Origin of the sequence: Lacinutrix jangbogonensis (assembly GCF_000797445.1) — a bacterium.
GTDB classification, from domain to species: Bacteria; Bacteroidota; Bacteroidia; order Flavobacteriales; family Flavobacteriaceae; genus Lacinutrix; species Lacinutrix jangbogonensis.
Genome location: NZ_JSWF01000036.1, coordinates 44,400 through 59,083, shown reverse-complemented (window position 1 = coordinate 59,083; position 14,684 = coordinate 44,400). Strand labels below are relative to the sequence as shown.

Here is a 14,684-nt window from a genome sequence, read left to right as displayed (position 1 = left end):
GTAAATCGCTTCTTTAAAGTCGAACCATTTTCTGCCAGTTAATTGGTAGTCAATTACGTCCATTCGTAATAATTTTCCTTTTTCGAGTTCAGTTACTCGTTCTATTATTTTCCCTTCTTCAAAATAACAAGTTCTAATTGCTCCTACTTTTTCTTCTTCAAGAATGCATTTTTGGGGTATTGGCAAGTCAAGTTTCATTAAGAAAGGTTTTTCCGCATCTAAAGTATCTACGGATTTTATTGTTTCATAAACCTCCATTGATGAGTATGGTAATATGATTTCAGTTTTTATTTCAACTATTGCTTTGTCGTTTTCCATTAGTTTATTTTCCGCAAAGCCAAATATTAAAAATATGCAAAAAGGTAAAATTGTACTTTTGATTAGGTTTTTATTCTTTTCTCTTTTTTGATATTTTTTGACGAAATATTTTATTAAAACTCCAAGTAAAATAGGAACAATAATTAAAGGCATTGCCATAAGTATACAAACCATTCCTTCTAAATCTCCGAATAAGAGAAGTAAAAAGAAAACTACTAACGAAAAAATAAGTCCGAAGAGACTAAATGCTTTTAAAGTTGATTTACCAAGAACATAACCAAGGATAAATGGTAAAAAAACAAAAAATGAAAGTCCATATCCAATTAATTCATAATGAAGTAATAAAAAACCTAATGACAAAAATGTCAAACTAATTATTGTTGTTATTGCGAACTCTTTTTTCATATGGTGGGTAACGTCTCCGCATACCCGCAGGTGAGGCGCATAGCCTCACTTGACGGGTATGCATTGTTGTGTGCCGTTTTTCTTTTTTATTCTTCGATTTTTATTAGACCGAAATTTGTTGCTATCCAAATAGTTGTATCATCTATTTCTATGTCTAAAATTACGTTCTTGTACATTCCTTCTCTAAATAAAATAGGTGCTATTTCTTTTCCATCCATTCTGATTAATCCATTATTTGTTGCCATCCAAACAACTCCGCCTTTACCTATTTCAATATCTCTAACCATGTGGTCAGGGACTTTTGAATTTGTTTTATTAAAGTGATTCCATTTTTCGTTTTCGATTATTGAGAATCCTCCATCTCCAAATCCTCCTCCGTAGCCAACTATTAATTTGTTATCACTTGTGAATTTCACCCCTCGTACAGTACCTAACCTTAATTCTGAATTTTCCTCAGTTAGGTTTTCCCATTTATCATCTTTCTTGATTAGCAATCCACTATTATGACCTATGGCAATATCATCGTTTGCACTTATGTCCATAGCTCTTACGATAATATTCTCTTCAGGTAATTTAATTTTATTCCATGCTTCTCCGTCAAATTTGAAAACTCCATTTACTCCACCAAAGTATATATTTCCTTTTGTATCTTCGACTATAGAAATTACAGAGACTTCAGAAGTATTTAAATCTGTTTCAGTATAATTAGTCCACTTTTTACCATCAAATTTAGCGATGCCATCTGTTGGTTTTGAAAAAGAAATCCAAACATTCCCTTTGCTATCAATAAATATTGGTGAGATATAATCCCCTTTTATTTCAGAATTTTCTTTATTTAGATTTTCAAATTTTCCATTACTAAGTTTTACTAAACCGAATTTTGAAGTTCCAATCCATTTATTCCCATTTGTATCAACAGTTATTGAAAGTAGGTCGTCGTCTATTAATTCAGAATTATCTTTTGAAAATAATTCAGATTTTTGTCCAAATACAATTTGCATTGTTAGTAATAGCAGTAAGCTAAGAGTGATTTCGAGTTTCATTTTTTTTTATTTTTAATGGCACACAACGTGTTGTATAAGATTAGTTGCGTATTTAGAACACTAATTTACTAAATAAAACACGAACTAAGAAAGTCTGTTTGGACTTTCGTAAGTAATCAATAACCAAGCAATTAATTTTATACTTTGTTGTGGGCAGGTTTTGAATATAATTTACAGACCATTATAAAAAAGGACTGTCCTTTGTCTAGAAACCGAATTTTTTATTCTTAGAAATTCAAGAACCAAAAAAATAAAGCGCTTAGATTTGATTTTACGGAAACTGGCGGATTAGAAATTTCCTTTGTTAAAAAACAAAAATTTAATTACTGATCTAGAAAAAAAGAAACCGACTAAAAAAATATTTATAAAGTTGCTCAACCGCTAGGGTACGACCTTAATAAATAAACCAAAACCTTAGCTAAAATTTTTGTTTTTGTGCGCCAAAAAAAATTGGGTTTTTATACCAGACTTTGGCGGAAATTAAATTTTAAACCCCTTAAATCAAGCTTAAATATTTTAATTGAGTACTTGCCCACAACAATTGTATAACCGTACGTTTTCCTGTTTTATTACGGTTATATCGTTTATGCCTCTAAGTTACTTAATTTTAGTAAAGAATCCAATGGACTAGTTATGGTTTTATTATTTATTTGAATGGTTTTGGTGTAAATCTCCGTTGTTTTTGGCGAGTTATGTCCTAGCATATTTTGTAAATGACGAACATTTATATTATTTTCAATACAATGAGTAGCAAAAGAATGGCGCAATGTATGTACTGTAGACCATGGATTCGAGTTTGTTAATTTTACCGATTTTCTAAATAATGCACGAATACTACTAGTACTATATTGCCCACCTGTTTGGCCTTCAAACAGCCAATACGAAGGCTTATATTCTTTGTAATAAACCCTTAATAATAGGACAAGCTGTTCTGATAGAATTGTTTTTCTATCCTTTTTACCCTTGCTATCCTTTATAAATAAATAACCATCTTTAGAGTGCACATCTGAAATACGCAAATTTATAAGTTCAGAAATTCGTAAACCAGAACTATATATAGTCCATAAAATAGCGCGGTGTTTTATATTTTTTGGTGATTGTAGTATTTTTAAAACTTCAGTTTTACTTAATACGTTTGGTATCGTTCTCGATTTCTTGGGACGCTGAATATCGTAATATTCTCTTGGCATTTTTAAAGCATGTTCATAATATGCTTTTATGGCATTAATAAGTTGATTTTGATAGCTTTCACTAATGCTACTTTTTTTAATAAGCTCGTAAACAAAGCCTTCAATCTCTTCCTTAGTGATAGATTTAAGATTACGCGTCATAAATTTTGCTAAAAATACAGTAAACATTTTTTTATAGATGTTAATACTTGATTTACTGTAGTTTTTTAAAACAAGCGATTTCTCTAAACAATATAGAGCATCAAGAGCATCTTGATTTAATGCCACACTTGGTATGGGAGTAAAACGAATATCTTTTTCAATCTTACAATTACTTCCACATAAATTTTGAAGGATTTTAAAATTTTTATCTGTATTTACAACCGACCATAATTTTTGATGTGGATGCCAGAAACTACTATCCATATTCTTAATACACCCTCTTAAATCTCTCATTTCATAAGGAATAAAAATTTTAATTCTCTTGGCTTCTTTAAATGGTTGATAAATAGTTGGTTGCATAATTAAATGTTTTTTATATATTCTGTACTAATAAATGTAGAGAAAAAATACACACATTTGGAGTTTATTATAAAGTAAACGTATATTAACCGTTAGAAACGATTAAGTGTAAATTGCTAAGAAATAGTTAATTATACTCAAAGTATTTAGGTTTTCGGAGAATTTAGCGGATTTATTTTTTCTTTTATCAAGGCATAAATTTTCAAGCATAGCCTACGTTACGGTTTCAAATTTTAACGCAGAAAAAGGAAAAAGAAAAAGCTAAAAATTCGGGAAGCTAAATACTTTGAGTATATACTCAAAGTATTTAGGTTTTCGGAGAATTTAGCGGATTTATTTTTTCTTTTATCAAGGCATAAATTTTCAAGCATAGCCTACGTTACGGTTTCAAAATTTAACGCAGAAAAAAGGAAAAAGAAAAAGCTAAAAATTCGGGAAGCTAAATACTTTGAGTATATGTAATATATTAAATGCTTAATTAAAAATCGAGCCTAAATATGACTTGTAAAATATGTAGTAAAAAAATTATTGGTAGAAGGGATAAAATATTTTGTTCTGTAAAATGTAAAAATTATTACCACGTTAATTTAAGAAAGGTAACAGATAGAGTTGTTCAAGAAGTTGATACTATTTTACATAGAAATAGGAGCATTCTTTTAGAAATTATGGGAAAAAGAAAAGGACAGTGTACCATAGACAGAATAGTACTTGAAAAAATGAAATTTAGATATAAATATCACACACATCAGTACAAAAATAGTAAAGGGAAAGTCTATTATTATCTGTACGATTTTGCTTGGATGGAATTCTCGAACGACTCCATTTTAATTATTAGAAACTCACCTTCCTAAAATAGCATTATATTCTTTGTTGTTTGGAGCGCTTCAAATATAATAGTTGTAGAAATTATAATTTTAATTACTATTAATTTTAAAAAAAAAATATTTTGATGAACTTACGATCTCATTTTAGTATAATGCATACTATTTTTAGAGTTCTTATTTTAATAAAAAACCTGTTTCAATCCTAATATTAATAAGATAAAACAGGTTTTGTAATTTATAAAAGAGTCTAAAAAGAATTAATCTTCTTTTCTAGGCGCTCTTGGTTGTCTATCATCACGACCTCTATTGTCTCGAGAACCTCGGTTATCACGTCCACCAGAACGTTTATCATCTCTTGGTGGTCTTGCTACATAACCTTCAGGCTTTTCTAACAATGCTTTACGAGATACTTTTTCTTTGCGTGTTCTTGGATCTTGTCCAAAATACTTCACATCGAAAATGTCACCCATATTTACAACGTCAGAAACCGTTTCTGTGCGTTCCCATGCCAATTCACTTACGTGCAATAACACTTCGTTTCCTGGAGCATCCATATATTCTACAACAGCACCAAAATCTAACATTTTGATTACTTTTACTTCATATGATTTTCCAACTTCAGGCTTAAATAATATAGCATCTATTTTTGCCATTACAGCATCAATACCTACGCTACCAACACCTAATATTTCAACGATACCTTCTTCGGTTACTGGATCTTCGTTTATAACAATAGTTGTCTCAGTTTCTTTTTGCATTTCTTGAATCACTTTTCCTCCAGGTCCAATTAAAGCACCAATAAATTCGTTAGGTACTCTACGCGTAACCATTGTTGGTGCGTGATCCTTAACTTCTGCATTAGGAGTTTCAATAGTATCTGTTAATTTACCTAAGATATGTAAACGACCATCGCGTGCTTGTTTTAGTGCATTCACTAAAATTTCGTAGCTTAATCCTTTTACTTTAATATCCATTTGGCAAGCCGTAATACCTTCAGCAGTACCTGTTACTTTAAAATCCATATCTCCTAAATGATCTTCATCACCTAAAATATCAGATAATACAGCGTACTTTCCAGAATCTGCATCAGAAATTAATCCCATTGCAATACCAGAAACAGGTCTTATCATTTGTACACCAGCATCCATTAACGCCATTGTTCCAGCACAAACAGTAGCCATAGAAGAAGAACCGTTAGATTCTAATACTTCAGATACTACACGTACTGTATAAGGACAATCTTCAGGAATCATTCCTTTTAAACCACGTTGCGCTAAATTACCATGTCCAACTTCTCTACGAGAAGTGCCACGAATTGGTCTAGCTTCACCTGTACAAAAAGGAGGGAAGTTATAATGTAAATAGAAATTCTCCTCACCTTCGTAAGAGGGCATATCTATTTTGTTTGCATCTCTAGACGTCCCTAAAGTAACTGTCGCTAGTGCTTGAGTTTCTCCACGTGTAAATATAGAAGAACCATGGGTTGATGGTAAGTAATCCACTTCACACCAGATTGGTCTAATTTCGTCTGTTTTTCTACCATCTAAACGTAAACCTTCATCTAAGGTTAAATCTCTAATGGCAGCTTTTTCTGCTTTACGGTAATAATCTGAAACTAAACCACCATAATCTGCTAATTCTTCTTCAGAAAATGTTGCTTTAATAGCTGCTTTTATCTCTTTAAATGCAGCAGTTCTTTCATGTTTAGCAGAACCAGCTTTTGCTATAGCATATACTTTATCGTATGCCATATCATGAACCTTCTTCTCTAAATCTGCATCTGTTCTTTCGCCTTCGTATTCACGAACTTCTTTTTTTCCAAAGGCTTCAGCTAATCTTAACTGAGCAGCACATTGTACTTTAATAGCTTCGTGAGCAAACTTAATAGCGTCTGCCATCTCGTCTTCAGAAATCTCATCCATTTCACCTTCAACCATCATTACAGAATCGGCTGAAGCTCCAATCATCATATCGATGTCAGACGCTGCTAATTGTGCTCTTGTTGGATTGATTACAAATTCACCATTAATACGGCCAACTCTTGCTTCAGAGATTGCGCACTCAAATGGGAAATCTGATAATTGAATAGCTGCCGAGGCTGCTAATCCAGCCATTGCATCTGGCATCACGTTTTCGTCATGAGACATTAACTGTATCATCACTTGCGTTTCTGCTGTGTAATCTTTTGGGAATAATGGACGTAATACGCGGTCTACTAAACGCATTGTCAATACTTCGCCATCACTAGGTCTTGCTTCTCTTTTGAAGAAACCACCTGGATAACGTCCTGCAGCTGCAAATTTCTCTCTGTAATCTACTGTTAAGGGCAGAAAACCAAGATCTTTTTGTTCGTAATTGGAAACAACTGTACATAACATCATACATTTTCCTGAGGTAACAACAACAGAACCATGTGCCTGTTTTGCTAGTTTTCCCGTTTCGATAGTGATTTCTCTACCATCTCCAAGGTCTATGACCTCTTTAAATACTTTTGGAATCATAAATAAGTTTTAATTCTAATACCGACGAGTAGTAGTCAATCGGAATTTTGGTTAAACATTGGTAGTTGTGTTGAATAGTAGTAGTTGTTGCCAATGAAAAACTATAATTAGCTTCTTCAATTTTGGAGTTTAGACTCTTCCAAAGCGAGTTAGTATATACCAAAAAACCACGCTGTTAGGCGTGGTCTTTGCATTGAGATTATTTTCTTAATCCTAATTCTTTTACTATCGCACGATATCTTAAGACATCTTTCTTAGTTAAGTAATCCAGTAGGCTTCTTCTTTTTCCTACTAACATTACTAACGAACGCTCAGTATTATAATCTTTACGATTTGTTTTTAAGTGCTTTGATAAGTGCTCAATTCTTTGTGTAAATATTGCAATCTGTCCTTCTGCAGAACCAGTGTCTTTTGCATCTTTACCGTGTTTTTTAAACAGCTTCTCTTTTTCTTCTTTTGTTAAATACATTCTAATATTATTGTAAATGATTTTTATGTACACGAAAGCCTTTCTTTCGAGCGGCAAATATAAGTATTTTTATTGAAATGCAAATGCCTTTATATAAAATAAAAACAGTTCAAAAATAATAGTTTTTTGAACTGTTTAATATGTTGACTACGTAATGTTTAGGTCTAAGCTCTCAAGGGTTGATTTGTAATCAAATCTATATATAAATTCACCTTGTTTTTAAGGTTTTTACGAAGTGTAATAAAATCTAAGAATCCATGTTCTAATAAAAACTCTGAAGTTTGGAATCCTTCTGGTAATTCTTTTCCTGTAGTATCTCTAACAATTCTAGGTCCTGCAAACCCAATTAATGCGCCTGGTTCAGCAATATTAATATCACCTAACATAGCAAAGGAAGCTGTTGTTCCTCCAGTTGTTGGATCTGTAGATAGTGAAATATACGGTAGACCAGCATCTGCCAACTGCGCTAATTTAACTGATGTTTTTGCCAATTGCATTAACGATAATGCGGCTTCCATCATACGTGCGCCTCCAGATTTTGAAATAATCATGAAAGGTAATTTGTTTTTTAGAGCATAATCTGCAGCACGTGCAATTTTTTCTCCTACAACAGAACCCATAGAACCACCAATAAAAGCAAAATCCATGGCAGCAATTACTAAATCTTTGCCCTTAGATTTCCCTACAGCACAACGTACTGCATCTGTTAATTTGGTTTTTTCTTGAGCTGCTTTTAAACGGTCTGGATATTTTTTGGTGTCCACAAAATTTAAAGGATCTTTAGAAGATAAATCTTTGTCTAACTCTTTAAATTTATTGTCGTCAAATAATATTTCGAAGTACTCTTTACTTCCAATTCTTACGTGATAACCATCTTCTGGGCTGACGTAGAAATTTTTTGCTAATTCTTCAGAATCTATAACTTTACCTGTTGGAGACTTATACCACAATCCTTTTGGGATGTCTTTTTTGTCTTCAGTAGAAGTTTGAATTCCTTTATCTTTTCTTTTAAACCAAGCCATATTGATTTACTTTTTTTAGTTTATAATGCTAACTTAAGCTCGAATATTTGCTATTAGTTAGTTTCGTGTTTTGTAAAATACTAGACGGCAAAATTACTATTTTTATCGATACAACACCATATTTGGTATCGCTATATCGCAGAACTTCGTTTTTTTTATAACAAAAGCCCATTCTAACACGGTTAAAATGGACTTTTTAAAATAATATTTTATAGGTTATAATGTATTCACATTATTTAAATCTTCGAATGCTTTCTTCAATCTTTCAACAAAAGTAACTTCGCCTTCTCTTAACCATTTTCTTGGATCGTAATATTTTTTATTTGGAGATGCTGGACCATCTGGAGAGCCAATTTGAGCCTTTAAATAGTCGGTTTTTTCTCCCATATAATCACGAACACCGCTCATAAATGCATATTGCATGTCTGTATCGATATTCATTTTAATAACTCCATAACCAATAGCTTCTTGAATTTCTTCTTCTGTAGAACCAGATCCACCATGAAAAACAAAATCGATATGGTTATGTTCTACACCATATTTCTTAGAAATATGCTCTTGAGAATTCTTTAAAATTTTTGGTGTTAATTTTACATTTCCTGGCTTATATACACCATGTACGTTTCCAAAGGCTGCTGCAATTGTAAACTGGTCACTTATTTTACTTAACTCTTCATAAGCATAAGCGACTTCTTCTGGTTGTGTGTATAGTTTAGACTCGTCTACATCACTATTATCTACACCATCTTCTTCTCCACCTGTGATTCCTAATTCGATTTCTAAAGTCATTCCCATTTTGCTCATGCGCTCAAGGTATGCTTTACAAATTTCTATATTTTCTTCAATAGGCTCTTCGCTTAAATCAATCATATGCGAACTGTAAAGAGACTTTCCAGTTGCAGCAAAATGTGCTTCACTAGCATCTAATAGTCCATCAATCCAAGGTAATAATTTTTTAGCACAATGGTCTGTATGTAAAATTACAGGAACACCATAAGCTTCTGCCATTAAATGAACATGTTTTGCACCTGCAATAGATCCTGCGATTGCTGCCTTTTGGTTTTCATTACTTAAACTTTTACCAGCATTAAAATGTGCACCACCATTAGAAAATTGAATAATTACTGGAGCATTTAAAGCTGCTGCTGTTTCTAAAACACCATTAATTGTGTTAGAGCCAATAACATTAACTGCTGGTAAAGCAAAGCCTTTTTCTTTTGCTAATTTGAATATTGCTTGAACTTCTTTTCCAGTAGCTACTCCTGGTTTAATATTATGTGACATTTTTCTAATGTTTTAGTTAAAAATTGATTCTCAAAAGTAAACAATTTTTGAATATTTATTATTAAAATCAGTAATAAAACAGCGAAAACGATGTAGTTAAACTTAGGGGAAGCAGGATTAAAAAGGATAGTTAATACCTATATTATAAGCTGCATTAGGGAAGTTGTAATCATTAAACCAACGGTTACTATCGCCATAAGAAGGATCGTAAGTTTTAAAACCAATATCTCCTCTTAGTATAAAGAAATTAAAGTCGTATCGCAATCCAAAACCAGAGCCAATGGCTATATCTTTAATAGAGGCCAACGAGCTGAATGTGGCTGCATCATCAGTAACATCATCCAGTACATTCCATATGTTTCCAGCATCTATAAATATAGCGCCATTTAGAGCGCCAAAAAGATTAAAACGATTTTCGACACTTAAAGCAATTTTCATATTCGCTTCGTTAAATTCGTTTATAGATTGTGTGCTTCCTGGACCTAAATTATAGGCGGCCCAAGCACGATTATCATTGGCGCCACCGCTAAAGAAACTTTTAGCAAACGGAATATTCGTAGAGTTACCATAAGGAATAGCAATACCAAAAAAGGTGCGTATTGCCACAACATTTTTATTTCCTAAATCCCAATATTTTACGTAGTCTAGTTCTGTTTTTACATATTGTGAAAACTGAACGTTAAACAATTCATATTTATCATTGTCGTTTTTTTGAAGACCTAAAAGGTTTGAAGTTGCTGCGAAAATATTTCCTGCGAGTTCTAATTTTAATCTAAAAATAGAGAAATCGTTGTCGAATAAATTATCACGCCTGTCTTTGGTGAAACTAAAATTTGTAGCTAAAATAAGGTTGTCTTCGGTAAGCCTTTCTTTTCTTTCATTTATTGAATTTACTGTTTGTAAGTCGTCTTCAGAAATACCATTTACTGACCCACTAGTTGCGTCTGCTATAAACTGATTTGCTTGTTCTGGAAGTGTTAATGTTTCACCACTATTTATATAACCTGAATTTATTGCAATATCATTTAAGTTATTAAATGAGTTTTCGTAGACATTAAAATAATTCGCTGTATTTAAGTTTTTTACAAATTGAATATTAAAGAGATCTAATCTATTAGATACTTTAGCACTTGGTAACCATCTGTAATTAAAAGTTCCTATTGCTGTTTGCTTGTCTAGACCTACATTAGTCTGGCTTGTAGTCGCTAAGCTAATTCTAGTAGACGGAAACATGGCACTAGGGATTATTTTTGTAGTATTAAAAGGCGATAATAATCTTGGGATTGTTAATCTTAAATTAGCGCCAATCTCATTAATATCGAATAGTTGATCACGCTCGTTGGAACCATCTTTAGAGGCTCCAATGGATGCTATTCCAGAAAGCTCAAGTGTTTCGGCTCCTTTAAATACATTACGCATTATTACACTTGGGTTTAAAGAGAATCCGATAGATTGTATGTTGCTTTGAGATGCTTCAGCTCTAAAATCTAAACCAAATTTCTTTAATGGTGTTAAATATATATTAGCAGTTAATGTCGTGTCTGCGTCATTAACGACATAATCAATTTTAGGATATTTAAAGGTTTTTAAATTACTAATTCTTCTTGAAGTTTGCGGTTTGTTTTTATCTCTAAAAATAGTGTTTGGTTTAATAAAAATAGCATCGGTTAGCGTTTTAGAATTGTATCGCAACTTTTCTTTGCTGTAAATATTATAGTCTTTATATACTAAAGTATCTGTAATAGGTTTGTCTTTATTTTCAAAAGCGCTATTGGTGTAAATGTTTACATCTTTTACTTTATAAATTTTAAACGGTTCGTATAGTGTGGTGTCTTCTTGTCTAATCGCTTTTTCGCTTATTTGTAAATTAATGTTAACTTTTTTAGTTTTACCAATAGTATCTATTTCAATATAGATATTATCTTGAGAAAAATGATATACACCAGAATTTCTAAGCATTTCTGTAATGCGGTCTCGTTCATCTAACAAATCGTTAGTCTTATATTGTTTATTCGGTTTTATTAATGATTTAGCTTTAACGCTTTGGTATAAAGAATCTATTACCGGAGTAGCAATTTTTGTAGAAAGCGAGTCCGTTATATAAGGTTTTCCAGTAGTTACGTTGTAGTTTATAGCCGCTCTTTTATTCTCATTTCTAATAGTCTCGAAATCTGCTTTAACATCAAACCAACCATTATTATAATAATGAACTTCTAGTCTCTCTATAGATTTTTGAGAGAGCGTATCGTTTACAATTACCGGAGCTTCTCCAGTTTTTTTAAGCCAATTATTAAAGGCTAATTTGTTTTGTAAACGTTGATCGAATTGCTTTTTGGACAAGAATTTAATCTGTCTTTCCGTTTTTTTTGGGTTGTTTACAACTCTAGCTTTTAAAATAGAATCTAAATTTGGTCTTGCCAAATTATGAATATAAAGTCTTGTTTTTATATTTGTATAAGGGATACTGTTATTTGGTTTTTGATAAATAAGGTTGGTTATAGCTTCGCTTTCTTCCTTTCTGTCGTTTACCTTTAATGTGGCTTTAGTTAGTAAGTGCGCGTTTTTGGGCACACGTTTAACAGAGTCACACGAGGTTAGAAAACCAAAAATTAAAATAATAAGTAGTATTTTTGAATCTTGTATTTTCAACTAAACTTTCTTTAAAAGGATTTGTTCCGACTCTAATTTTTTTAATTTGAATCACTTAAGATTCAAAAATACATTTTTTAAATGCTATCAAAAAGCCAAATAAAACTAATAACGCGACTTAAACAAAAAAAATTCAGAATTGCTGATGGCTTTTTTGTGGCTGAAGGCATCAAAGTTATTAACGAACTTTTAGACTCTTCATTACAATTACATCTTTTATTTACAACAGAGTCTTTCAAAAGTCATACCGAAAATGAAACATTAATTACGGAAGCCGAATTAAAAAAAATTAGTTTTCTAACAACGCCAAATAAGGCATTGGCAGTTTTTAAAATACCGATTCAAAAAAACATCGACCCTCAAGGTTTAGTTGTTGCATTAGATAGCATTCGCGATCCAGGGAATTTGGGTACAATTATTAGATTGTGCGATTGGTTTGGTATTAAAGAATTAGTATGTAGTAAAGAAACTGTAGATTGTTATAACCCTAAAGTTGTGCAAGCTACAATGGGATCGATTACTAGAGTAAATATTAGTTATTTAGATTTGAATACCTTTTTAGTTGAAGCTGAAATGCCGATTTTTGGTGCTTTTATGGATGGCGCATCTGTTTATAGAAGTGAATTGCCTAACGCAGGTATCATAATTATGGGAAATGAAGCGAATGGCATTTCTGATGCTATAGAAAAACAAGTAACACAACGTGTTGCAATTCCTCGTTTTGGGGAGATACAAGCTACGGAAAGTTTAAACGTAGCGACCGCAACTGCTATATTATTGAGTGAGTTTAGGCGTAGCCTAAGTTAAAGGTGCTTAAAGTTTTAAAAGTTGCCTGCTCAAATACGTCGTTGCGAGAAGAAACAATGGAACGACGCGGCAATCTCTCTTGAAATTTTAAGATATATCCAGTTGTGCCTCTTTAACTAGTCATTACTGTGTACTGAGACTGAGCAATGAATTCTTATTTTCTATCTAAAAGCTAAATTAATAAAAATACCACGCGTTTTCATAGAACTAATATTTCCAGTCCATGGGCTGTTAGGGTCTACATCTTTAATTAATTCATCGTTTAAAGCAAAAACACCACGAATAGAAGGCGTGAATTTAAACCAGTTTAAGTAAAAATCGATACCAAAACCAAGATCTAAAAACTGAGTACTACTAGTGGTTCTAAATTCGCCACCAGAATTATCTTCAGGGTTTTTTTCGTTACTCGATAAATTTAAAGATGTTGCAATACCAAAATGAATAAATGGTTTAATATTATTTACACGCTTTGTAGAAAGCCTTATTAATAGAGGGATGTATACATAAGTAGATTTTATCTCGCGTATGAAATCTGAGTTATTTAAATCTTCTTCTGGAATGCCTTCAAAATAATTTTCAGGATAATTTAAAGTTCTTGCGGCAATTACTAAACCTGGTTCTAGTCTAATGTTAATGTAATCAGTAATACGAATATCGCCAATTAAACCTACATTAAAACCAAAGGTTTTTACGGTTTCTATATCTCCTATGTTTTCGTTATAATCAATCTTGAAGTCTAGATTGTTCGTGCCAAAGTAATATCCCCAACTTAGGGATTGTTTATCCATGTTCTGGTTATTCTGTACTTTTTCTCTAGTAAATAATTGTGCAGAACACAGGCTACTAGCTGTAATACATATAAATAGGGCAATTAGTTTACTCATGTTATTGTTTTGATGCTGTATAAATTGTTGCCACTCCAAAAGTTTGTGGCAAATCTTTAACATTTATAAACCCAATATTACGTAAAATATTGTTTAGTGCTTCACCATAAGGAAAAACAGAGGCACTTTCGCTCAAATATTTATAAGCAGTTTTGTCTTTAGAAAATAATTTTCCAATGGTTGGTAAAATAATTTTAGAATGAAATTTATAACCTTGTTTAAAAGGGAATTTTGTTGGTACAGAGGTTTCAAGAATAACAAAAGTGCCACCAGGTTTTAAAACACGTAAAATGTCTTTTAATCCTTTTGCTAGTGTTTCAAAATTACGAACACCAAAGGCAACGGTAATAGCGTCGAATGCATTGTCTTCAAAAGGCATGTTTTCACTATCTCCAATAATCATTTCAATTTTATTGTCAAGGTTTTTAGCCGCAATTTTAGTTTTTCCAACGTCAAGCATGCCACTACTAATATCTAAGCCTGTAATTTTTAGAGCACTCGTTTCAGCAAGATTAATCGCTAAATCTCCAGTTCCTGTAGCAATATCTAGTACGGTTTCAGGATGTGTAGCTTTTATAATTTCTACTACTTTTTTCCTCCATTTAATATCTATTCCAAAAGAAATAACACGATTTAAACCATCGTATTCTCCAGAAATAGTATCAAACATCTTTGTAACCTGCTCTTTTTTGCCAAGATTACTGTCTTTATAAGGATTAACTTTTGTCAAAATAATTTTTTGTCAAAGATAATACATTGGTATTCTTTTAAGAAACCTACAAACAAT

The 14,684-nt window shown here is 32.0% G+C and carries 12 protein-coding genes; 2 read left to right on the top strand and 10 right to left on the bottom strand.

The genetic code is table 11. From position 1 onward, the window contains the following. The 3 genes from RH82_RS15625 to RH82_RS15615 all read right to left on the bottom strand — a co-directional run. On the bottom strand, positions 1 to 723 hold a 723-nt coding region (locus RH82_RS15625; protein ID WP_034062164.1), incomplete at its 3' end, for a polyketide cyclase. Between the two features lie 86 nt (positions 724 to 809). Beyond that, positions 810 to 1,766 carry a ligand-binding sensor domain-containing protein gene (locus RH82_RS15620; protein ID WP_156112505.1) on the bottom strand — a complete coding sequence of 319 codons (957 nt, stop codon included), beginning with the start codon at positions 1,764 to 1,766 and terminating at the stop codon, positions 810 to 812. A 584-nt stretch (positions 1,767 to 2,350) separates the two neighbouring features. Beyond that, a complete protein-coding gene (locus tag RH82_RS15615) occupies positions 2,351 to 3,457 on the bottom strand; it encodes a tyrosine-type recombinase/integrase (protein ID WP_034062154.1) in 1,107 nt (368 codons plus the stop codon). 497 nt (positions 3,458 to 3,954) lie between these two features. Here RH82_RS15615 and RH82_RS15610 point away from each other — a divergent pair, with 497 nt between their 5' ends. Continuing rightward, on the top strand, positions 3,955 to 4,308 hold the full coding sequence (locus RH82_RS15610) for a hypothetical protein (RefSeq protein ID WP_034062152.1): 354 nt from the start codon (positions 3,955 to 3,957) through the stop codon (positions 4,306 to 4,308). Between the two features lie 230 nt (positions 4,309 to 4,538). Here the strand turns inward: RH82_RS15610 and RH82_RS15605 are convergent, their stop codons facing one another. From RH82_RS15605 to tamL, 5 genes are all read right to left on the bottom strand, one after another. After that, positions 4,539 to 6,782 carry a polyribonucleotide nucleotidyltransferase gene (locus RH82_RS15605; RefSeq protein ID WP_034062150.1) on the bottom strand — a complete coding sequence of 748 codons (2,244 nt, stop codon included), beginning with the start codon at positions 6,780 to 6,782 and terminating at the stop codon, positions 4,539 to 4,541. A 199-nt stretch (positions 6,783 to 6,981) separates the two neighbouring features. Beyond that, complete coding sequence (gene rpsO / locus RH82_RS15600; protein WP_034062149.1) at positions 6,982 to 7,251, bottom strand: 30S ribosomal protein S15; 270 nt, start codon at positions 7,249 to 7,251, stop codon at positions 6,982 to 6,984. A gap of 164 nt (positions 7,252 to 7,415) precedes the next feature. Continuing rightward, on the bottom strand, positions 7,416 to 8,273 hold the full coding sequence (accD, locus tag RH82_RS15595) for an acetyl-CoA carboxylase, carboxyltransferase subunit beta (RefSeq protein ID WP_034062147.1): 858 nt from the start codon (positions 8,271 to 8,273) through the stop codon (positions 7,416 to 7,418). A gap of 216 nt (positions 8,274 to 8,489) precedes the next feature. After that, the gene (gene fbaA / locus RH82_RS15590; RefSeq protein ID WP_034062145.1) at positions 8,490 to 9,557 is read right to left on the bottom strand and encodes a class II fructose-bisphosphate aldolase; all 1,068 of its coding nucleotides are present in this window, start codon (positions 9,555 to 9,557) and stop codon (positions 8,490 to 8,492) included. Positions 9,558 to 9,674: 117 nt separating this feature from the next. Continuing rightward, complete coding sequence (tamL, locus tag RH82_RS15585; protein ID WP_034062143.1) at positions 9,675 to 12,206, bottom strand: translocation and assembly module lipoprotein TamL; 2,532 nt, start codon at positions 12,204 to 12,206, stop codon at positions 9,675 to 9,677. Between the two features lie 81 nt (positions 12,207 to 12,287). On the opposite strand from tamL, the gene RH82_RS15580 reads away from it, so the two are divergent. Then, a complete protein-coding gene (locus RH82_RS15580) occupies positions 12,288 to 13,013 on the top strand; it encodes a TrmH family RNA methyltransferase (protein ID WP_034062141.1) in 726 nt (241 codons plus the stop codon). 161 nt (positions 13,014 to 13,174) lie between these two features. Here RH82_RS15580 and porT read toward each other — a convergent pair whose 3' ends face one another. Beyond that, complete coding sequence (gene porT, locus RH82_RS15575) at positions 13,175 to 13,897, bottom strand: type IX secretion/gliding motility protein PorT/SprT (protein WP_034062139.1); 723 nt, start codon at positions 13,895 to 13,897, stop codon at positions 13,175 to 13,177. Position 13,898: 1 nt separating this feature from the next. Further along, positions 13,899 to 14,627, bottom strand: a complete 729-nt coding sequence (ubiE, locus tag RH82_RS15570) for a bifunctional demethylmenaquinone methyltransferase/2-methoxy-6-polyprenyl-1,4-benzoquinol methylase UbiE (protein WP_034062137.1) — start codon at positions 14,625 to 14,627, stop codon at positions 13,899 to 13,901. Positions 14,628 to 14,684: the final 57 nt, after the last annotated feature.